Raw genomic sequence first — 18690 nt, 5'->3', positions numbered from 1 at the left:
ACCGTCCGAATGTGAGCAGCATAATGCAGAATGAAAAACAGGCCGTGGCCAGAAACTCGATGATCGCCAGCGGGTTACTGGCTACGGGCAAGTTCGTCGCCGGTATTTTTACCGGCAGTATTGGCCTGATATCCGAAGGGATCCACTCTTTTACCGATTTTATCGCCACCAGCATCACCTGGCTGGCGGTGCGCATCAGCGATAAGCCCGCCGATGACGATCATCACTTCGGCCACGGCAAGGTGGAAAACCTGGCGGCGCTGTTCGAGGTGCTGCTGTTGCTGGGCGCCGCCGGCTGGATCGTTTATGAGGCCGGCAGCAGCCTGCTCGGGCAACCGCATGAGATCGTCGCCGCGCCGGTGGTGATTGCGGTGCTGCTCATTTCCATCTGCGTCGATTTCTTCCGCGTGCGGGCGCTCAACCGCGTCGCCAAAGCGACCGACAGCGCGGCGCTGGAAGCGGATGCGCTGCATTTCTTCTCCGATATGCTTTCGTCCGGCGTGGTGCTGCTGGGCATGGTGTTTGTGCTGCTGGGCTTTGGCCGCGCGGACGCCATCGCCGCGCTGATCGTCGCCGGCTTTATCTTTGTCGCCGCGATCAAACTGGGCAAACGCTCCTTCGACTCGTTGATGGATGCCGCGCCGGCCGGGGCTACTGAGGCGATCCGCGCCACGCTGGCAAGTTTTCCGGCGGTGCTGGCCTGCGACAGCGTGCGCATTCGCAACGCCGGTGCGGTGCTGTTCGTCGAAATCACGGTGGCGGTGTGCCGCACCTTGCCGCTGGAACGCATCGACGCGCTGAAGCGAGAGATCGTTGAGCGGCTGCGGGAGCAGTACGCCAGCGCGGAATTTACCGTCATCGCGGTGCCGCAGACCCGCAGCGATGAAGACATGGCGACGCGCATTCGGGCGATCGCCGCCAACCACGGCGCGCAGGTGCAGAATGTGACCTTGCAGCAGCTGCCGACGCGCATGGCGATCGGCATGGATTTGGCGGTGCCGGCCAACGCCAGCGTGGCGCAGGCGCATGACATTGCCACGGAGATAGAGGGGATCCTGCGCCAGGCGATCGGTGAAGACACCGAGATAGAGACGCACCTGGAGCCGCAGACGCCGCATTGGCTGACCAGCGAGGATGTCGATGCGACGGAGCTGGCCGATATTCGCCGCATCCTGCAGTCGGCGCTGGAGCAGGGAGAGAGCGTGCAAGACGTACACAACGTCCGCGCGCGCAAGACCGACGGGGGCATCATCGTCAACTTCCACTGCCGGGTGTCGCCGGCGGTCACCATCGCCGCCGCGCACGATGCGGTCGATCGGGTCGAGCGCCGGCTGCGCTCGCTTTATCCTGCCATCACGCGCGCGATAGGGCACGTCGAGCCGATCAAGCCTGGCATTTGAATCAGTTCGACCAACTGCGGGTAGAGCGCCGCGTTGGCCAGCAGCAGCGGGTTGCCGCGCCGCAACCCGTCGTTGTGCATAAAGTCATTCGCCACGCCGCCGGCTTCGCGCGTCAGCACCCAGCCAGGCAGGCTGTCCCAGGCATTCATGTGCGGTTCGTAATAGCCCAGCAGCCGACCGGCGGCCACCTGGGCGGTCATCAACGCGCCGGAGCCGCTGCGCACAAACATCCCTCCCGCCTGCAGCAGGCGACAGAGAAAGCCGCTGAATTCCGCCGCTGAAGCGCGCGGTGAAATCCCGACGCCCATCACGCCATCCGCGACGCTGCGCCCGGCATGCACGCCGATCGGCTCCCCGTTGAGAAAGGCGCCGTGGCCGCGACAGGCGCGGAACATCTCGCGGTGGTTGGGATCGTAGACCACGCCTATCGTCGGCTCGCCGTCGATCACCACGCCTATCGCGATACACCAGGTATGCAATCCGTTCAGGAAGCAGGCGGTGCCGTCAATCGGATCGACGACCCAAACGCAGGCGGCGTTTTCGCCGGTGCTGCCGCTTTCCTCGCCGAGAAACCCGTCCTGAGGAAAGCGGCGGCTGATCATGCGGCGGATCAGCGCTTCGACGCGGCGATCGGCCTCGCTGACCACGTCCTGCAGCCCCTGTTTGAAGTCGACAGCCAGAGTTTGCCGCCGTTGATAAAAGCTGAAAGCGAGATCGGCGGCGGCGCGGGCGATCTCACGCGCAAAGCGGTAGCGCGCCTCGATGTCCCGTGGGGAAAGTGAAGTCATGGCAGGCTCGATAGCAAAGAACGAATCGGGTTACCCTGCCATAAAAGGATGAAGGTAATGTGTCGCTCAGCGCGGCGGGGATGAAAAACGCAGCTGCATTATGGCATCGGGGGCCGATAGCGGTTCGGTCGTGGCCCCGGCCGGTATTACCGCGCGCCAAAACGCCAGCCCGCGCGGATTATCCGGGCTGACCGACAGCGACCAGCCGCCGGGATGTTGCGCGAACAAGGCGTGGGCGGCCCGTTGCCCCAGCCCGATGCGCCGCCACTCGGGCTTGACGTAGAACTCCGCCATTTCGACGGTGGCGCTGTCCAGGCGCCGGACCAACGCGAAACCGGCCGTTTGCCGATCGCTCAAAATCAAATAGGGGTAGCGGCCGACCTCGCGCCAGTAGAGCGGCAGATAGGGGTAATCGCCATCGGCGCCCAGCTCGCGAAGGCAATCGGACAGCATGACCGCCAGCAGTGGCCGCTGCGCGTGTGTAGCCTGCTCAAGGGAAAATGCCATGTCGCACTCCGTCAAAAAACAGGCCGCCGGAGGGCGGCCTGTCAAGGTTAGCCTAGATTCAACCGGGCGGTGATGTCGGCAATCTCGCGGCGCCAGCGCGCCTGAAGCGCCGGTTTCTGGTGCTTCGGCTTGCGCGCCAGGTCGTCCTCCAGTTTGCTTTCGAGGGCAAACAGGGTGGTCAACAGCGCTTCTTCGCCTTCCAAGCGCTCATCTGGCATCGGGGCGTCTGCATCGGCCTTGCCCGCTGTCGGCAGTGCCGGCGCTTCGCCCGCCAGGCACTGATACACCGGCGCCAGATCGTGCCACTCCTCCAGTTTTTGCTGGTCGATCAGCCAAAAGCGGTTGCAGCTCTGTTCGATCAGCATCCGGTCATGGGTGACCAATATGACGGCGCCGGCGAACTGGCGCAGCGTTTCCGCCAGCTCTTCTTTGCCCGCCATGTCCAGGTGGTTGGTGGGCTCGTCCAGCAGCAGCAGCGAATGGTTGGCCAGCGTCAGGCCGACGAACAGCAGCCGCGAACGCTCGCCGCCGCTCAGCGAACGGATCTGCTGATGGTGGCGCAGGTAAGGGAAACCGGCGCCGATCAGCGCCATTTTCCGCTGTTCCTCGGTCAGCGGCGCAAACTGCGCCAGCGCTTCGCTCAACGTGTCTTCATCGCGCAGCTGTTGCAGGCTCTGATCGTAATAGCCGATGCGCACGCGCGGGTGGAAGATCGCCGGGCGTTCCGCGGGGTGCTGATACGCCTGCCACAGCAAGCGCAGCAGCGACGATTTTCCGCAGCCGTTGCGCCCGACGATGGCGATGCGATCGCCGCTTTTGACGCGCAGATGCCCCAGGCTGAACAGCACCGGCGCATCCGGCGCCGGGCGCACGGCCCATTGCGGCAGCGCCAGCAGGCGATCGGCGTCCAGCGCCTCTCCCTGTAATCGCAGCCGCCACGGGCTGCCGGCGGTCAGGGTGGTCTGTTCTTCCTTCAACCGATCGACGCGCTTTTCCATTTGCTTGGCTTTGCGCGCCAGATCTTCGTTGTCGTAGACCTTGCCCCAGATTGCCAAGCGTTTGGCGCTTTTTTCCACCCGGTCTATCTCTTTTTGCTCGGCCTGGCGCCGATGCTCGTCCGCAGCGTCCTGTTCCGCCAGTGCGGCGCGCGCAGCGGAGCAGGGCAAACGGAAGAACTGCAGCGTTTTATCGCGCAGGATCCAGGTACAGTTGGTCACCTGATCGAGCAGATAGCGATCGTGCGATACCAGCACGAAGCTGCCGCTCCAGCTGCGCAAGAACTGCTCCAGCCACAGCAGCGTGGGCAGATCCAGGTGGTTGCTGGGTTCGTCGAGCAGCAGCAGATCGGGCTGGCGGATCAGCGCGCGCGCCAGCAGCAGGCGGGTGTGCTGGCCGCCGCTGAGGGTGCCGGCGGTCAACGTCCAGCTCCCCGGTTCAAACCCCAGCTCGGCAAGCAGCGCTTCACAGCGCCAGCGTTCGCTGAGGTGTTGGCCCGCGGGCAATTGCGCCAGTACCGCATCCAGCAGGGTGCTGGCGTGCAGCTCAGGCGGCAGGTGTTGTTCGATGCGCGCCATCAGGCATTGGTGTGACAATGTCACCGTTCCGCTGTGGATGGGCAGGGCACCGCTGAGCAGTTGTAGCAGGGTGCTTTTGCCGCAGCCGTTGTCGCCGATCAAACCGATGCGATCGCCTTTTTTCAGGCTGAAGGAAATCTCGCTCAGCAGGACGCCGAACGCGTTGTCGTAACCGACAGATTGTGCAGACAGTAGTGTGCTCATTGCTTACTCAAGAGTTACAGGCATGACAATGCCTATCGTCAAACATCGCTGACGACAACCCGGTAAGCCGGAGGGAAGATCCTGGATTTTAGTAAGCTTCGCTCAAGCTGGGTTATCGCAGCACGATACCGGTAATGCTTGAGCGGCGACGATTACCAAAGAAGTGTGAGTGAAAAAACAATTCACACGTCAGCATAGTAAGTCTCCTTTTATTGGTTGCAGGTTAATCGGTGGCAGGAGTATAGAGCGCTTTGCGCCGCGCCGCCAGTGTAAAAGCGCCTGAATAATCAGCAGGCTAAGTCCGGTGGGCGCGCGTGGCACACAATGGGAATAATTACTGTATTTCGGCCGACATTAAGCAGCTATTATAATTAGCGTTTATGGTTAAGCGACGGTTCATCCGCCGCCTGTTCGTCTGTCTATCAGATAATGATGCTGAGCACTGAATTTATGTTAAAGCCTCGCCCGTTCCTGCTGTTGTTGTTATTGCTGTTGGGTTTGCAGCTGACGCCGCTCGCCGCCGTCGCTACCCAGGATGATCCCGCCGCCGAAAGCGCGCCCGATCCCGCCACGCAGCTGAAAGCCGCGCAAAAGCAGTTGGACAGCATGAAGCAGCTGGTTTCCAAAGCGACCACCGATACCCAGCTCAGCAAACTGCGGCTGGCGACTGACGATCTGGTCGCCGGCATGGAAAAACTTGCCACCGATCTGCAGCCCGAGCAGGACAAACTGAAAGCGCAGCTGGACGTCCTGGGGCCGGCCCCGGCGGCCGGCGCGCTGCCGGAAACCCCGGCGGTGGCCCAGCAGCGCAACGCGCTGAACAACAGCAAAAAGCAGCTGGATGACGCGGTGAAACGCGCGCAGGCCATCAAGAGCAGCGCCTTCGATCTGGGGCAGCAGATTGGCGATCTGCGCCGGGTGGCGTTTAAAACCCAGCTGGCGCTGAATACCGGCAGCATTTTGGGCATCAAATTCTGGGCGCCGGTGCTGCAGCCGTCAGAGGATGACGTACAGCGACTGGATCAGTTCAACGCCGAGATGAAAGCGGCCTGGGACGCCAGTTGGCAGGACGAATGGCGGTACGGCACGCTGGCGTTGCTGGCGCTGGCGGTGATTGTCTGGTCCTGGGGGCGCTATTTCTCCGAGCGTTTCCTCGCCTGGGTCAGCATCCGTTTTCTGCCGGACGGGCGACTGCGCCGCAGCTTTATGGCGATCGTTACCGTGGCGGTGACGGTGATCACCACCTCCATCGCGCTGAACCTGCTGTATTACGTCTTTGTCCGCGTGCAGCCGCTGCCGGTGACGCTGGAGGATTTCGCGGAAGGTTTCAACCGTCTGGGGATTTTCTGCGCGCTGATCGCCGGGCTGGGGCGTGCGGCGTTGTCTCTGAATCGCCCGTCGTGGCGTCTGGCGTCCATGGATAACGACGTGGCCGCCGGGCTGCGTTACTTCTCGCCGCTGCTGGCCGGCCTGGCGCTGGCGTTCGGCACCGTAGAGCTGATCAACAACGTCGTCAGCGCTTCATTGGCCACCACCATTTTCGGCAACGGCCTGGTGGCGGGGTTGATCGGCATGGTACTGCTGGCGGCGCCGCTGCGCGGCCAGCGCATTCGTCGCCGTCTGGAACAGCAGGGCGCGCACCTGGAAAAACGCACGCTGGTCGGCGGGCTGGTGCACCTCGTCACCCTGGTCTGTTCGATGGTGATCCTGTTTTCCCTGCTTATCGGCTACATCGCCTTCGCCCGCTTCCTGACCTACCAGCTGATCTGGGTGGTGCTGGTGTTGATGGCGTTCTATTTTATGGTGCTGTTCGCCACCGATTTGTGCGCCGCGCTGTTTTCGCCGCAGACCGTCAGCGGCAAGATGCTGAAGAAAACGCTCAGCTTCAAGGATCGCCATCTGGAGCAGATGTCGATCATCACCACCGCATTGGCCAAATGTTCCCTGTTGCTGTTGATGATCGTCGCGCTGTTCAACGGCTCGTTCGGCAGCACCACGCCGGGCTCGCTGATGGAGAAAATCGTCTCCATCCTGACCGGTGAAGGGCTGCAGCGTTTCAACATCGTGCCCGGCAACCTGCTCAACGCCGTGATCTGCCTGGCGATCGGCATCTATATTTTGCGTGCGGTGCGGCGCTGGCTGGGTTCTGAACTGCTGCCGAAAACCATCTCGGACGTCGGCATTCGCGCCTCGCTGGTGACGCTGTTCAGCAATATCGGCTATGTGCTGGTGATTCTGATCACCCTGGCGGCGCTGGGCATCCAGTGGAGCAACCTGGCGTGGATCGTCAGCGCCCTGTCGGTTGGTATTGGTTTCGGTTTGCAGGAGATCGTGAAGAACTTTATTTCCGGCCTGATCCTGCTGACCGAACGCCCGGTGAAGGTGGGGGATATGATCGGCATCGGCGGCGTGGAAGGCGACGTGCGGCGCATCAACGTGCGCGCCACCGAAATTCAGCTCAGCGACCGTTCCACCATGATCGTACCGAACTCGCAGCTGATCTCGCAGAACGTGCGCAACGCCACCATGGGCAACGCGCAAGGGGTGGTGACTATCGCGCTGACGTTCCCGACCTCCATCGATCCGGAGCAGGTGCGCAATATCTTGCTCAGCGCCTATAACGAGTACGAAACCATTCTGGAAACGCCGGCGCCTTACGTGCGCTTCAGCCAGCTGGGGCCGGACGGCATTATCCTGAGCGTGACCGGCTACGTGCCGAGCCCGCGCATGGTCGGCGCCACCAAGAGCGAACTGCTGTTCAATATCCTCAAGCTGCTGCGCGCGCAGGAAGTGAGCCTGTCCAGCCCGCAGGAAGTGGTGTTTATGAAGCAGCAGGCGACGCGATATCAGGCCAACGAAGAGGAGCACTCCTCCTAGTCCCCCTAAGGCGGCGGGCCTCTACGCGACGGCCCGCCGAACGCGGCTAGTACATCGACGGCTCCACCGATTGCGAGCAGTCGCTGTTGGCGCTGGATTTGGTGCAGGTATAAGGCTCATTCGGCGATGCCGACGGCGCATTCGACGGGCCGCCGCCGCCGCCGATACACCCGCTCAGCATCAGCATCAAAAACACGAGAATTATTTTCTTCATCTCACCGTCCTCCATTGCGATTCTTCCCTTAAGTATATGTCGGGAAAGCGAACGGCACCGCTCGCCGGGGCGATCTATACTCCTTTGATGCCTTGTTGGCGCACAACGTCGGCGAATGAGGAGGAAAAGATGCAAACCGACGACGAGTTGACCCGCTTTGCCGCGCAGGGCGCGCCGCCGTTGCCGCCCACGTCCAGGCAGGGATTTGTCGAACATGACGGGGCGCGCATCTGGTATGCCGCCTATGGCGTGGCGCCGACGGTGATCCTGCTGCACGGCGGCCTGGGCCACAGCGGCAACTGGGGGTATCAGCTGCCGGCGCTGCTGGCCGCCGGGTATGGCGTGCTGGTCATCGACAGCCGCGGGCACGGGCGCAGCACGCACGACGCCCGGCCTTACCGTTACGATCGCATGGCCGATGATCTGTTGGCGGTGATGGACGCGTTGCGGATCCCGCACGCCGCGCTGGCGGGCTGGAGCGACGGCGCCTGCGTCGCGCTTATCGCCGCCCATCGGGCGCCGCAGCGGGTGGACGGCGTCTTTTTCTTCGGCTGCAATATGGATCCCAGCGGCGTTAAACCGCCGGCCGCCAACCCGATCGTCGAGCGCTGCTTCGCCCGCCACGTGCAGGACTATGCCGCGCTGTCGCCGACGCCGCAGGAGTTCGATGAATTTGTCGCCGCCGTGAGCCTGATGATGAGCAGCCAGCCGAACTACACCGCGCAGGAATTGGCGGCCATTCGTGTGCCGGTGACGATCGTTCACAGCGAACACGATGAGTTTATCCGCGCCGAGCATGCTGCCTACCTGAGCGGCAGCATTCCCGGCGCCCGTCTGGTGACGCTGCCGGGCGTCAGCCACTTCGCGCCGCTGCAGCGGCCGGCGGTGTTCAACCGCGCGCTGTTGGATTTTCTCGCCGATGTGATGCCGCCGCCTGCGCGTTGACGTGCGTTGTTCTATGCTGGAGGCGGGGTATTTTGACATCATCGAAGAGGACATCATGAGCGAAAGCATCGTGGTCAGGCCGCTGGAAGCGCGGGATTACGCCGCCTGGCTGGCGCTGTGGCAAGGGTATAACGCATTTTACGGCCGTGAGGGGGCAACGGCGCTGCCGGACGAGGTGACGCAGACCACCTGGCGGCGTTTTTTCGACGCCTACGAACCGATGTTTGCGCTGGTCGCGGAGCATCAGGGCCAGGTGGTCGGGTTGACGCACTACCTCCTGCACCGCAGCACCACCCAGCTGCAGCCTAACTGTTATCTGCAGGATCTGTTCACTGCGGAGACGGTGCGCGGCAAAGGCGTAGCGAGAGCGCTGATCGCGGCGGTCTACGAGCGTGCGCAGCAGCTGGGGTTGCCGCGGGTTTATTGGAATACCCACGAAACCAACCAGACCGCCATGCGGCTGTATGACAAGGTGGCGGAGCGCCCCGGTTTCGTGATGTACCGCAAGGCGCTTTGACGCCGGGCGAAAAGAAAACGGGCGCCAAACGGCGCCCGGAGATGGGGGGTTAGAAATCGACCGTCGCCTGCAGGCTGAGGCTGCGCGGTTCGCCTTCAATCACGCGCAGGTTACCGGCGCTGGAGGCGTAGTATTCGCGGTTAAACAGGTTTTTCACATTCAGTTTCAGCTGAGTATGTTTGCCAAGCAGCTTGCTGTCCCAGGCGACAAAGGCATCCGCCACGGTGTAGGCCGGCATGGTGAAGCTGTTCTCCGGATCGCCGGCGCGGCGGCCGACATAGCGCGCACCGCCGCCCACGCGCACCTCGCCGGGCACCACCGGCAGCGTCATGCGGTGGCTGAGATACAGGCCGCCCATGTTGGTCGGGGCGTTGACCAGCCGGTTGCCGACGTTGGCCGGATTGAGGTTGTCTTCGACGATCTCGGTTTTGTCGTAGCTGTAGTTGGCGGTGAGATCCCAGTTGGGCGCCACTTCGCCGTTCAACTCCAGTTCAGCACCGGTGGATCGCGCCTTGGGAATGCTGCGGGTCACGCCGTTGATAAAGATCGACATATTGCTTTCATCAATACGATAGAGCGCCAGCGTGGCGTCGAACGCCGGGGCGATCTGCCATTTGCCGCCCACCTCATAGGTGGTGCCGGTTTCCGGCGTGGCGACGTTGCCGTTATCGTCGATGGCGGTGGACGGCGTGAAGGAACGGCTGTAGTTACCGTACAGAGACAGGTTCGGCGTCAGCTTATACACCAGCCCCGCCTGCGGCAAAAACTGATCGTCTTTGTCATTGAGCGTATTTTTCGGCTTCTGGAAACCGTTGCTGTTGTTCTGGTAATACGACTGATAGCGTGCGCCGAGCACCGCAATCCACCGGTCGGAGAGATGAATGCTGTCCTTGGCGTACAGGGAGCGGCTGAACAGCGTCGTGCGCAGGTTGCTCAATGCGTCGTTGTAGGTGGTGCTGTCGGTGACGGGCGCTTCGCCATACGCCGGATCGTACATGTTGAACGTCTTCGACACTTTGCCGCGATAGGAGTAGGCCTTGTAAGTCTGGTTCTTTTCGTAGTCCACGCCCAGCAGCAGGTCGTGTTGCATGCCGAACACCTCCGGCGAACCGGTCACATCCCAGGAATAATAATCGGTCTGGTGATTGAAGCCGCGGTTGGCGTCGGCGCGGCGCGAAACGATGCCGGTCGCGGTGTCGATCGCGGTGGCGCGCACTTCGTTGCTGTCGTAACGGCGTTGCAGCCAGGCGTAGTTGAGGCGGGTGGTCCAGATCGGAGCCAGCGCATATTCATAATGGGCGTTCAGGCGTTTGTTCTTGCCCCAGGCGCGGTTGGCGTAGTCATCCAGCCGGCGGTTATAGGGCACATCGACCGGTTTGCCGTCGATAAACGCGGTGCCGCGATCGTAAGGAATGTCGTATTTGTACTCGCTGTAGGCGATGTTAAAGGAAGCCTGGTCGCCGAACCAGCTGAGTGAAGGAGCGATCAGCGTGTGTTCGTCGCTGCCGAAGTTACGCCAGTAATCCTCGTGCTGTCGCTCGGCGATCAGGCGGAAGGCGAAGCCGCCGCCCAGCGGGCCGGTCACATCGACGCTGCCGCTGCCGCCGCCGAAGCTGTTGGTGGCGCCGCTAATGCGGGTGTTCCAGTCATACTGCGGTTTTTTGCTGATCAGGTTGATGACGCCGCCGGGGCTGAGGATGCCATACAGCAGCGAAGCGGAACCTTTCAGCACCTCGACGCGATCGGTGGTGGCGTCCATGCTCAGCCCTTGGTTGCTGCGCACGCCGTCGATGAACACCGAACCGTCGGAGTTAACCCCAAAGCCGCGTTTGACGAAGCCATCCTCGGTGCCGCCGAGCGTGTTGCCCTGGGTGACGCCGCTGACGAATTTCATCGCGTCATTGACGCTTTTGACCTGGAAGTCGTCAATCACCTGTGAGGTGACGACGCTGACCGATTGCGGCAGTTCACCGATTGGCGTGGCGGTTTTGCTGCCGGTTGAGGCGGTATCGGCGCTATAGCTGCCGGCAGGCAGGGCGGTGGCGGTCACCGTGATGGCGTCTTCCTTTTTTGCGTCGGGCGCGGCGGCGATCGTCAGGGCGGGAAACAGGCCGGCGATCAGGGGCAGCGAGCGGAAAACGTGATTTTTTTTGTTTTTGTTGGGGCGGCGAAGAACTGACTGGTGCATATCATTCCATGGTAAATAATAAATAATAACGATTATCATTATAATTATCGTTTAATGGGCTTAGATAGAGGGCAAAGGAGAGATCCGCGCATTGCCCGATTTTATTTTGTCATCAAGGAAAAAGACGGCGGTTTTACCGGTAAAAATCCGACGAATTGACCATAATGATCAAGACGGCCGGGATGCCTTGGCAGTTTCTGCGCCAGATAGGTGAGTGTCGTCAATATATTGATACACAAATATATTTTTCCTTGATGAATAAACAGGTGTCCGGACCGGCAAAACTGGCAATAATAGGCGGGTCGGCCGTTTATCTTCTCCTCATCGTCGACGGTTGTGACACGCAAAGACTGTCACCTTACGCTAGCGGAAGTCTCTGGATCCAAGATGCAAACCACCTCGTTGTCCGATACCCGGAAAATCTGGCCCGCGCTCAGCATTTTTTTGCTGGTGTTCGCGCTGTGTCTGCTGGGCATCGTGAGCCGGCCCGGCAGTTTTCTGGCGATATTCTGGCCGGCTAACGCCGTGCTGCTGGCCGTTTTGGTGCGCCGCCCGCAGTGGGCGACGCGCGCCGGCTGGGGGATGGCTGTGCTGGGCTACCTGGCGGCGGATCTGTTGACCGGCAGTGCGTTGGAGAAAGCGCTGCTGCTGAACGCCGCCAATCTGGCCGGCGTGGTGGTGGGCTATCTGCTGTTCATGCGGCTGTCGCCGCCGGCGCGCATGTTGCAACGCGGCGCGTCCAGCATGTATCTGTTCGGTATCTGCCTGGCCGCCGCCGCCGCTACCGGCTTGGTGGGGGCCGTTGCCTCGCAGTGGTTGTTCGGCAGGCCCTATTTGACCTCCCTGGCGCTGTGGTTCTCATCTGAATTCACCAACTACGTCACGCTGATGCCGTTCATTCTGGTGTTTCCCGCCGATTGGCGACATCGCCTGCGCGCGGCCTGCGCCATGTTGATACAGCGCAGCCAATGGCCGCAGGCGGGGGGGAAACTGGCGGTGTTGGCGCTGCTGGCGCTGGCGGCGGTCTGCAGCGTGCTGATCGGCGGCCCCGGCGCGGTGATCTTCCCGATGCCGGTGCTGCTGTGGCTGGCGATGTCCTTTTCGTTGTTCAGCACCATGATCGCGGTGCTGGTTTACGTGCTGTGGTGCCATCTGGCGATCGATTTCGGGTTGCTTAGCACCACGCTCGACATGAAGGTGCTGCAGAACGCGGTATCCATGCGCCTGGGCATCGCGCTGCTGGCGTTGGGGCCGATCGCCGTCGCCAGCATGAACTATGCGCGCAACGCGTTGTTACGCACGCTGGAGCACGTGGCGAATCACGATGCGTTGACCCACGTGCTGACGCGCAATGCGTTTATGCAGCGCGGCGAGCGGGTGATCGATCAGAAAGGGGAGCTGGTGTGCGTCATGATGCTCGACATCGACTATTTCAAATCGATCAATGACCGTTTCGGCCACGCCGGTGGCGATCAGGCGCTGATGGCGTTTACCCGTGCGATCGCCGCCGATCTGAACGTCAACGATCTGTTCGGCCGCATGGGCGGCGAAGAGTTCGCCATCGTCTCGACGCTCGGCCAGCCGCAGCAGGGGTTGCAGCTGGCCGAACGGCTGCGGCAACGCATTGAGGCGGAATCGATCACCATGCCGGCCGGCCATCCGCTGCAGATCACCGTCAGCATCGGCATGGTGACCTGCCCGGGCGGTTCCGGCCATAGCCTGGCCGACCTGCTCAAACTGGCGGATCTGGCGGTATACAAAGCAAAAAATGCCGGCCGTAATCGGGTCGCCACGCCGGAATCTTACCCGCCGAACGATCCGGGCTGCTGAACTTCCGATCCGGGCCGCGCGCCCGCCGTCTAAACTGGTAGGGGGCACGGGCAACGTCGCCCGTGCTGAACCGACTGTCCTTAATCAGACAAGAGGATACCAGGATGAAATACGTAGACGGGTTTGTGGTGGCGGTGCCGGCCGCCAACAAGGAGGCTTATCACCGGCAGGCGGCCGCTGCGGCGCCGCTGTTCAAAGAGTTTGGCGCCACGCGCATCGTGGAGTGTTGGGGCGATGACGTGCCCGACGGCAAACTCACCGACTTTCGCGGCGCGGTAAAGGCGCAGGAGGGCGAAGTGGTGGTGTTTAGCTGGATAGAGTACCCCTCCAAGGCGGTGCGCGACGCCGCCAACCAGAAAATGATGAACGATCCGCGCATGAAGGCGCTGGGCGAGATGCCGTTTGACGGCAAACGCATGATCTTTGGCGGGTTCGCGCCGATCCTCGATGCCTGAAGGAGGCGCCGATGGCCAGAATTACGCAACATCTGTGGTTTGAAAAAGACATGGAGGCGGCGCTGAATTGCTACGTCGCGCTGATCCCCGGTTCGTCCGTGAACTGGTTTTCCGATCTGCCGGCGGATACGCCGAGCGGCCCGGCCGGCAGCGTGAAGCTGGCCTCCTTCATCCTGGGCGACCAGCGCTATGCGGCGATCGAGGCCGGGCCGTTGGATCCGTTCAATCACAGCTTTTCCGTGATGGTGGAATGCGACGATCAGGCGGAGGTTGACCGGCTGTGGGATGCGTTGAGCGAGGGCGGCGAGGCTGAGCAGTGCGGCTGGCTGCGCGATCGCTGGGGGCTGTGCTGGCAGATCGTGCCGCGGCGCCTGACCGAGTTGATGAACGACCCCGACGCCGCGCGCGTGCGGCGGGTCACGGAAGCGATGCTGCTGATGGGCAAAATCGACATCGCCGGCCTGGAAGCGGCAGCGCGGGACTAGCGGAAAGAGAACGTGGGAGAGAAAGGATGCATCGAGAGCGGCACAGTATTGAACGCATCGGCTGGCTGCGGGCGGCGGTGCTCGGCGCCAACGACGGCATCGTCTCAACGGCCAGCCTGCTGCTGGGCGTGGCGGCGGCCTGCGCCTCGCATTCCGCGCTGATGATCGCCGGCGTCGCCGGGTGGGTGGCGGGCGCGATGTCGATGGCCACCGGCGAGTACGTGTCGGTGTCGTCGCAGGCGGACACCGAGAAGGCCGCGCTGGCCGAGGAACAGGCGGAGCTGCTCGAAGACTATCCGGGGGAGTTCCGCGAACTGACGTCTATCTACGTGCATCGCGGGCTGGACCCGGCGCTGGCCCGGCAGGTGGCGGAAAAGCTGATGGCGCATGATGCGCTGGAGGCCCACGCGCGCGACGAACTGGGCATTTCCGCCGCCACGCGTGCCCGGCCGCTGCAAGCCGCGTTGGCATCGGCCCTCAGTTTCTCTCTCGGCGCGCTGTTGCCGCTGCTGGTGGCGCTGTGGGTGCCGGTTGCCTGGACGCGGCCGGCGCTGGTGGCATCGGCGCTGATTTCCCTCGGCATTCTCGGCGGCATCGCCGCGAAAACCGGGGGGGCGCCGATCTTGCCGGGCGTGGCGCGTATCCTGATCTGGAGCGCCCTGGCGATGGCGGTTTCCTCCGGCGTCGGCATGCTGTTTGGCGTCGCGGCCGGCTAGCGCCGCGCTTGCATCAATCTGTTGCACCTCAAGTTCAGTATTTATCATTTGTCAGCCGCCGGCGTTCGCGGCATGGTGACGGCAACGCCAAATCAGTCAGGGACATTTATGCAAAAATCACAGATTCAACCGTGGGTTGCGCAGCATCCGCTGTTGCAACGACTGGTCGCCCTCGAGCCTATCACCTGGTTCAATCCGCGTGCGACAACGCTGGCCGCAGGCTTGCCCCATGTCGGCCTGACCGCCGCCGACGTCGCCGCAGCGGAGCAGCGCCTGGCGCGCTTCGCGCCTTATCTCGCCGCGGCCTTTCCCGAAACCCAGCCCACTGGGGGGATCATCGAATCCGAGCTGGTGGCGATCCCCGCCATGCAGCAGGCGTTGGATCGGCGCTATGGGCTGCGGCTTGGCGGGAAGCTGCTGCTGAAAAAGGACAGCCATCTGCCGATCTCCGGCTCAATCAAGGCGCGCGGCGGCATCTACGAGGTGCTGACGCACGCGGAGACGCTGGCGCTGGAGGCGGGGCTGCTGCAGACCGGCGACGACTACGCCCGGCTGTTTTCCGACGAATTTCGTCAGTTCTTCAGCCAGTACCGCATCGCCGTCGGATCGACCGGCAATCTGGGATTATCCATCGGCATCATCAGCGCCCGGCTGGGGTTTGACGTCAGCGTGCACATGTCGGCGGATGCGCGGGCGTGGAAGAAGCAAAAGCTGCGCGATAACGGCGTCACGGTGGTGGAGTACGCCGAAGATTACGGCGTGGCGGTCGAGCAGGGGCGCAAGCAGGCGGCGAACGATCCGCGTTGTTTCTTTATCGACGATGAAAACTCGCAAACTCTGTTCCTCGGCTACGCGGTGGCCGGCGGCCGCCTGAAGCGGCAGTTCGCCGAACAGGGCGTCGTGGTGGACGCGCAGCACCCGCTGTTCGTGTATCTGCCGTGCGGCGTCGGCGGCGGGCCGGGCGGCGTGGCGTTTGGCCTCAAGCTGGCGTTCGGCGATCACGTTCACTGTATTTTCGCCGAACCGACCCATTCGCCCTGCATGCTGCTCGGCGTCTACAGCGGGCTGCATGACGGCATTGCGGTGCAGGATCTCGGCATCGACAACCGCACCGCGGCGGACGGGCTGGCGGTGGGGCGCGCCTCCGGTTTTGTCGGCAGGGCGATGGAGCGCCTGCTGAGCGCGTTTTACACCCTGAGCGACGAAGAGATGTTTGCGCTGCTCGGGCTGTTGGACAAGCACGAGCATCTTCAGTTGGAGCCGTCCGCGCTGGCCGGCATGGCCGGGCCGTGGCGCGTTGCAGCCCATGCGAAGGCGCTCAGCGAGCAAGGCATCAGCGCCGAGAGTCTGGCGCAGGCGACGCACCTGGTATGGGCGACCGGTGGCGGCATGGTGCCGCCGGCGGAAATGGCGAAGTATCTCGCCGCCGGGCAGGCGGCGGAATAAGGCGCAGTAAAAAGGGGCGAAAATCGCCCCTGATTGCCTGCCGTGCGGTTACAGCTGTTCGCCGTTGCTGGCGATCACCCGGCGGTACCAGTCGAAGCTCTTCTTGCGCGAACGCTCGAGCGTGCCGGTGCCGTCGTCATGCTTGTCGACGTAGATAAAGCCGTAGCGTTTGCTGTACTCGCCGGTGGTGAACGACACGCAGTCGATGCAGCCCCACGGCGTATAGCCGATCAGGTCTACGCCGTCTTCAATCACCGCTTTCTTCATCTCTTCGATATGGGCGCGCAGATAGTCGATGCGATAGTCATCGTTGATCCGGCCGTCCGCTTCCACCTTGTCGAAGGCGCCGAAACCGTTCTCCACGATAAACAATGGCTTCTGGTAGCGTTCATACAGCACGTTCAGCGAATAGCGCAGCCCGACCGGATCGATCTGCCAGCCCCAGTCGGAGGCTTTGACGTGCGGGTTGGGCACGTTGCCCGGGAAGCCGAACATGCCGTCGCTGCCGTCCACCGCGTTAGCCTGCAGGGCGTTGCTCATGTAATAGCTGAAGCCGATGTAGTCGGTGCAGCCCTCGCGCAGGATCTGCGCGTCCTGCGGCTGCATCTCGATCTTCAGCCCTTTGCGTTCCCAATCGCGCAGCAGGTAGCTTGGGTAGTAGCCGCGCATCTGCACGTCGGTATACAGATAGCGTTGGTGCATCGCCTCGACGGCGTACATCACGTCGTCCGGCTTGCAGGAATACGGGTAGAACGGCACGCAGGCCAGCATGCAGCCAATCTTGAATTCCGGGTTAATCTGATGGCCGAGTTTGACCACCTGCGCGCTGGCGACGAACTGGTGGTGCAGCACCTGATACAGCGCCTGTTCCGGGTTGTCTTCCTGGGTGTAGTCCACGCCGGAGCAGCAGTAGCCGAACAGCGGATAGCGGTAGTTGCTCTGGTTATTGATCTCGTTGAAGGTCATCCAGTACTTCACTTTTTCGCGGTAGCGGCGCATCACCACTTCGCTGAAGCGCACGAAGAACTCCACCACCCGGCGATTTTTCCAGCCGCCGTAGGCCTTCACCAGATGGTAAGGCATTTCGAAGTGGGACAGGGTGATCACCGGCTGGATGCCGTATTTCAACAGTTCGTCGAACAGATCGTCGTAAAACTGCAGGCCGGCCTCGTTCGGCGTCGCCTCATCGCCGTTCGGGAAGATGCGCGTCCAGGCGATCGAGGTGCGGAAGCATTTGAAGCCCATCTCGGCGAACAGCGCCACGTCCTGCTTATAGCGGCCGTAGAAATCCACCGCTTCGTGGTTAGGGTAGCGATAGCCCTCGAGCACGCCGTCGGTCATCACGCGATCCACGCCGTGCGAGCCGCCGGACAGCACGTCGGCAATGCTGGGCCCTTTGCCGCCCCGATCCCAACCGCCTTCAACCTGGTGCGCGGCAACCGCGCCCCCCCACAGAAAATCCTTCGGCAACTGTTTCATCGTCAATGTCTCATCGGTTTATTTAATGAAGGGTAATAACGCTGCGTTGAGAATAGAGTAGCAAGACCGAAAGAAATGTCACGATATAACAAATCACCGTGGAAAGTGATTTGTCACAATAAAAAAACAGCCTGTTTTATTTTGCCGAATTAATATGCCCGAGCCGTTTACCGATGGTTTCAATAATGTAAAGTACGGGGATCTGCGTGGTGATATTGTGATGCCCGCCGATCAAATGCTGCGGAACGTGGTAGGAGAGGTTGAAGTCCGCCAGCCTCGCCAGCGAAGAGGTTTCGTTGTTGGTGATGCTGATGATCTTGCAGTGATGCAGGCTGAACTGGCTGGCCAGCCGCAGGATCTCTTCGGTCTCGCCGGTGACCGACAGCATGATCGCCACCGCGTTTTTATACATGTCGCTGTTGACGGGATAATAAGGATCGTCGATGTGGGTGCTGAATTTCCCGACGTTGGAAAAGAAACGCGCGCCATATTTCCCCAACGCGCCTGAGGTGCTGATACCGACGAAAATAATCCGCTCGGCGGCGGCGATATGGTGCACCGCCTGATCGATCAGCTGATTAAACTCTTCGTTGCTGACGCTTTTAAAAAAGCTGAGGATTTCGCCGATGCCGGAATCGGCCGGCGGCGCATCGGTTTGTTCCAGGTACAGCTTGAAACGGATGCGAAATTCCGAATAGCCGTCACAGCCCATTTTCTTGCAAAACCGCAGCACGGTGGTGGTGGACACGCCGGCGGCCTCGGCCAGCTCGCGGATGGTCATGTACATCACTTGATTCTTGTGTTTGCTGACGTAGGTATAAACCATCAGCTCCAGGGCGTTGAGCTCGGCGATTGCTTTATGGGTAAACATGAGTCGGTCCGGCGGCTGAAAACGGGAAGCTTATCTGCGGGTTAACATAGCAAAATTCACCGCCGCTGGCACTGCCGGGCAAAAAGAAAAGCCGCACCAGTCAGGCGCGGCCCAGGGTTCACGACGAACAAATAAAGCAAAACGTTCCGGAAGACATGCCATGAAAACGGGTTTCATCACACCGGTTTAGCATA

The 18690-nt window shown here is 61.8% G+C and carries 16 protein-coding genes; 9 read left to right on the top strand and 7 right to left on the bottom strand.

Annotated features, from left to right (window positions below; translation table 11 throughout):
- The first annotated feature begins 23 nt into the window (after nucleotides 1-23).
- Nucleotides 24-1400 carry a cation diffusion facilitator family transporter gene (locus V8N38_RS12750; protein ID WP_048234025.1) on the top strand — a complete coding sequence of 459 codons (1377 nt, stop codon included), beginning with the start codon at nucleotides 24-26 and terminating at the stop codon, nucleotides 1398-1400.
- Here V8N38_RS12750 and V8N38_RS12745 read toward each other — a convergent pair.
- From V8N38_RS12745 to V8N38_RS12735, 3 genes are all read right to left on the bottom strand, one after another.
- Nucleotides 1343-2188, bottom strand: coding sequence for an inositol monophosphatase family protein (locus V8N38_RS12745; RefSeq protein WP_060418778.1), 846 nt, complete (start codon nucleotides 2186-2188; stop codon nucleotides 1343-1345). The two genes, V8N38_RS12750 and V8N38_RS12745, sit on opposite strands and share 58 nt — an antisense overlap.
- 66 nt (nucleotides 2189-2254) lie before the next feature.
- The gene (locus V8N38_RS12740; RefSeq protein ID WP_060418780.1) at nucleotides 2255-2695 is read right to left on the bottom strand and encodes a GNAT family N-acetyltransferase; all 441 of its coding nucleotides are present in this window, start codon (nucleotides 2693-2695) and stop codon (nucleotides 2255-2257) included.
- A 47-nt stretch (nucleotides 2696-2742) separates the two neighbouring features.
- A complete protein-coding gene (locus V8N38_RS12735; protein WP_147839931.1) occupies nucleotides 2743-4473 on the bottom strand; it encodes an ABC-F family ATP-binding cassette domain-containing protein in 1731 nt (576 codons plus the stop codon).
- A 450-nt stretch (nucleotides 4474-4923) separates the two neighbouring features.
- Here V8N38_RS12735 and V8N38_RS12730 point away from each other — a divergent pair, with 450 nt between their 5' ends.
- Complete coding sequence (locus V8N38_RS12730) at nucleotides 4924-7350, top strand: DUF3772 domain-containing protein (RefSeq protein ID WP_187181546.1); 2427 nt, start codon at nucleotides 4924-4926, stop codon at nucleotides 7348-7350.
- 46 nt (nucleotides 7351-7396) lie between these two features.
- Here the strand turns inward: V8N38_RS12730 and V8N38_RS12725 are convergent, their stop codons facing one another.
- Nucleotides 7397-7564 carry a hypothetical protein gene (locus V8N38_RS12725; protein ID WP_164550866.1) on the bottom strand — a complete coding sequence of 56 codons (168 nt, stop codon included), beginning with the start codon at nucleotides 7562-7564 and terminating at the stop codon, nucleotides 7397-7399.
- Between the two features lie 129 nt (nucleotides 7565-7693).
- On the opposite strand from V8N38_RS12725, the gene V8N38_RS12720 reads away from it, so the two are divergent.
- Together V8N38_RS12720 and V8N38_RS12715 are read left to right on the top strand one after the other, a co-directional pair.
- Entirely contained in the window at nucleotides 7694-8509 is an 816-nt protein-coding gene (locus V8N38_RS12720; RefSeq protein WP_102984646.1) for an alpha/beta fold hydrolase, read from the top strand.
- Nucleotides 8510-8564: 55 nt separating this feature from the next.
- Nucleotides 8565-9026: a GNAT family N-acetyltransferase gene (locus V8N38_RS12715; protein ID WP_060419689.1), complete on the top strand. Its 462-nt coding sequence runs from the start codon at nucleotides 8565-8567 to the stop codon at nucleotides 9024-9026.
- A gap of 49 nt (nucleotides 9027-9075) precedes the next feature.
- Here V8N38_RS12715 and V8N38_RS12710 read toward each other — a convergent pair whose 3' ends face one another.
- Entirely contained in the window at nucleotides 9076-11214 is a 2139-nt protein-coding gene (locus V8N38_RS12710; protein WP_371935055.1) for a TonB-dependent siderophore receptor, read from the bottom strand.
- Between the two features lie 387 nt (nucleotides 11215-11601).
- On the opposite strand from V8N38_RS12710, the gene V8N38_RS12705 reads away from it, so the two are divergent.
- From V8N38_RS12705 to V8N38_RS12685, 5 genes are all read left to right on the top strand, one after another.
- Nucleotides 11602-13044, top strand: coding sequence for a sensor domain-containing diguanylate cyclase (locus V8N38_RS12705; RefSeq protein ID WP_142109928.1), 1443 nt, complete (start codon nucleotides 11602-11604; stop codon nucleotides 13042-13044).
- Nucleotides 13045-13148: 104 nt separating this feature from the next.
- Nucleotides 13149-13499, top strand: coding sequence for a DUF1428 domain-containing protein (locus V8N38_RS12700; protein WP_147839932.1), 351 nt, complete (start codon nucleotides 13149-13151; stop codon nucleotides 13497-13499).
- Nucleotides 13500-13510: 11 nt separating this feature from the next.
- Nucleotides 13511-13984: a VOC family protein gene (locus tag V8N38_RS12695; RefSeq protein WP_147839933.1), complete on the top strand. Its 474-nt coding sequence runs from the start codon at nucleotides 13511-13513 to the stop codon at nucleotides 13982-13984.
- Nucleotides 13985-14010: 26 nt separating this feature from the next.
- Entirely contained in the window at nucleotides 14011-14700 is a 690-nt protein-coding gene (locus V8N38_RS12690; RefSeq protein WP_147839934.1) for a VIT family protein, read from the top strand.
- Between the two features lie 108 nt (nucleotides 14701-14808).
- Nucleotides 14809-16146, top strand: a complete 1338-nt coding sequence (locus V8N38_RS12685; protein WP_147839935.1) for a D-serine ammonia-lyase — start codon at nucleotides 14809-14811, stop codon at nucleotides 16144-16146.
- Nucleotides 16147-16194: 48 nt separating this feature from the next.
- Here V8N38_RS12685 and V8N38_RS12680 read toward each other — a convergent pair whose 3' ends face one another.
- Together V8N38_RS12680 and V8N38_RS12675 are read right to left on the bottom strand one after the other, a co-directional pair.
- Nucleotides 16195-17631, bottom strand: a complete 1437-nt coding sequence (locus tag V8N38_RS12680; RefSeq protein WP_087762786.1) for a 6-phospho-beta-glucosidase — start codon at nucleotides 17629-17631, stop codon at nucleotides 16195-16197.
- A gap of 130 nt (nucleotides 17632-17761) precedes the next feature.
- Nucleotides 17762-18496 carry a MurR/RpiR family transcriptional regulator gene (locus V8N38_RS12675; protein WP_047730675.1) on the bottom strand — a complete coding sequence of 245 codons (735 nt, stop codon included), beginning with the start codon at nucleotides 18494-18496 and terminating at the stop codon, nucleotides 17762-17764.
- Nucleotides 18497-18690 lie beyond the last annotated feature (194 nt).

This window comes from Serratia nevei, from assembly GCF_037948395.1.
GTDB lineage: Bacteria > Pseudomonadota > Gammaproteobacteria > Enterobacterales > Enterobacteriaceae > Serratia > Serratia nevei.
The sequence above is the reverse complement of the archived record's forward strand: the minus strand, read 5'-3'. Positions and strand labels throughout refer to the sequence as shown.

Coding starts and splice junctions, on each gene's coding strand:
- V8N38_RS12750 (WP_048234025.1), top strand. CDS start 24: ATGCAGAATGAAAAACAGGCCGTGGCCAGAAACTCGATGATCGCCAGC.
- V8N38_RS12745 (WP_060418778.1), bottom strand. CDS start 2,188: ATGACTTCACTTTCCCCACGGGACATCGAGGCGCGCTACCGCTTTGCG.
- V8N38_RS12740 (WP_060418780.1), bottom strand. CDS start 2,695: ATGGCATTTTCCCTTGAGCAGGCTACACACGCGCAGCGGCCACTGCTG.
- V8N38_RS12735 (WP_147839931.1), bottom strand. CDS start 4,473: ATGAGCACACTACTGTCTGCACAATCTGTCGGTTACGACAACGCGTTC.
- V8N38_RS12730 (WP_187181546.1), top strand. CDS start 4,924: ATGTTAAAGCCTCGCCCGTTCCTGCTGTTGTTGTTATTGCTGTTGGGT.
- V8N38_RS12725 (WP_164550866.1), bottom strand. CDS start 7,564: ATGAAGAAAATAATTCTCGTGTTTTTGATGCTGATGCTGAGCGGGTGT.
- V8N38_RS12720 (WP_102984646.1), top strand. CDS start 7,694: ATGCAAACCGACGACGAGTTGACCCGCTTTGCCGCGCAGGGCGCGCCG.
- V8N38_RS12715 (WP_060419689.1), top strand. CDS start 8,565: ATGAGCGAAAGCATCGTGGTCAGGCCGCTGGAAGCGCGGGATTACGCC.
- V8N38_RS12710 (WP_371935055.1), bottom strand. CDS start 11,214: ATGCACCAGTCAGTTCTTCGCCGCCCCAACAAAAACAAAAAAAATCAC.
- V8N38_RS12705 (WP_142109928.1), top strand. CDS start 11,602: ATGCAAACCACCTCGTTGTCCGATACCCGGAAAATCTGGCCCGCGCTC.
- V8N38_RS12700 (WP_147839932.1), top strand. CDS start 13,149: ATGAAATACGTAGACGGGTTTGTGGTGGCGGTGCCGGCCGCCAACAAG.
- V8N38_RS12695 (WP_147839933.1), top strand. CDS start 13,511: ATGGCCAGAATTACGCAACATCTGTGGTTTGAAAAAGACATGGAGGCG.
- V8N38_RS12690 (WP_147839934.1), top strand. CDS start 14,011: ATGCATCGAGAGCGGCACAGTATTGAACGCATCGGCTGGCTGCGGGCG.
- V8N38_RS12685 (WP_147839935.1), top strand. CDS start 14,809: ATGCAAAAATCACAGATTCAACCGTGGGTTGCGCAGCATCCGCTGTTG.
- V8N38_RS12675 (WP_047730675.1), bottom strand. CDS start 18,496: ATGTTTACCCATAAAGCAATCGCCGAGCTCAACGCCCTGGAGCTGATG.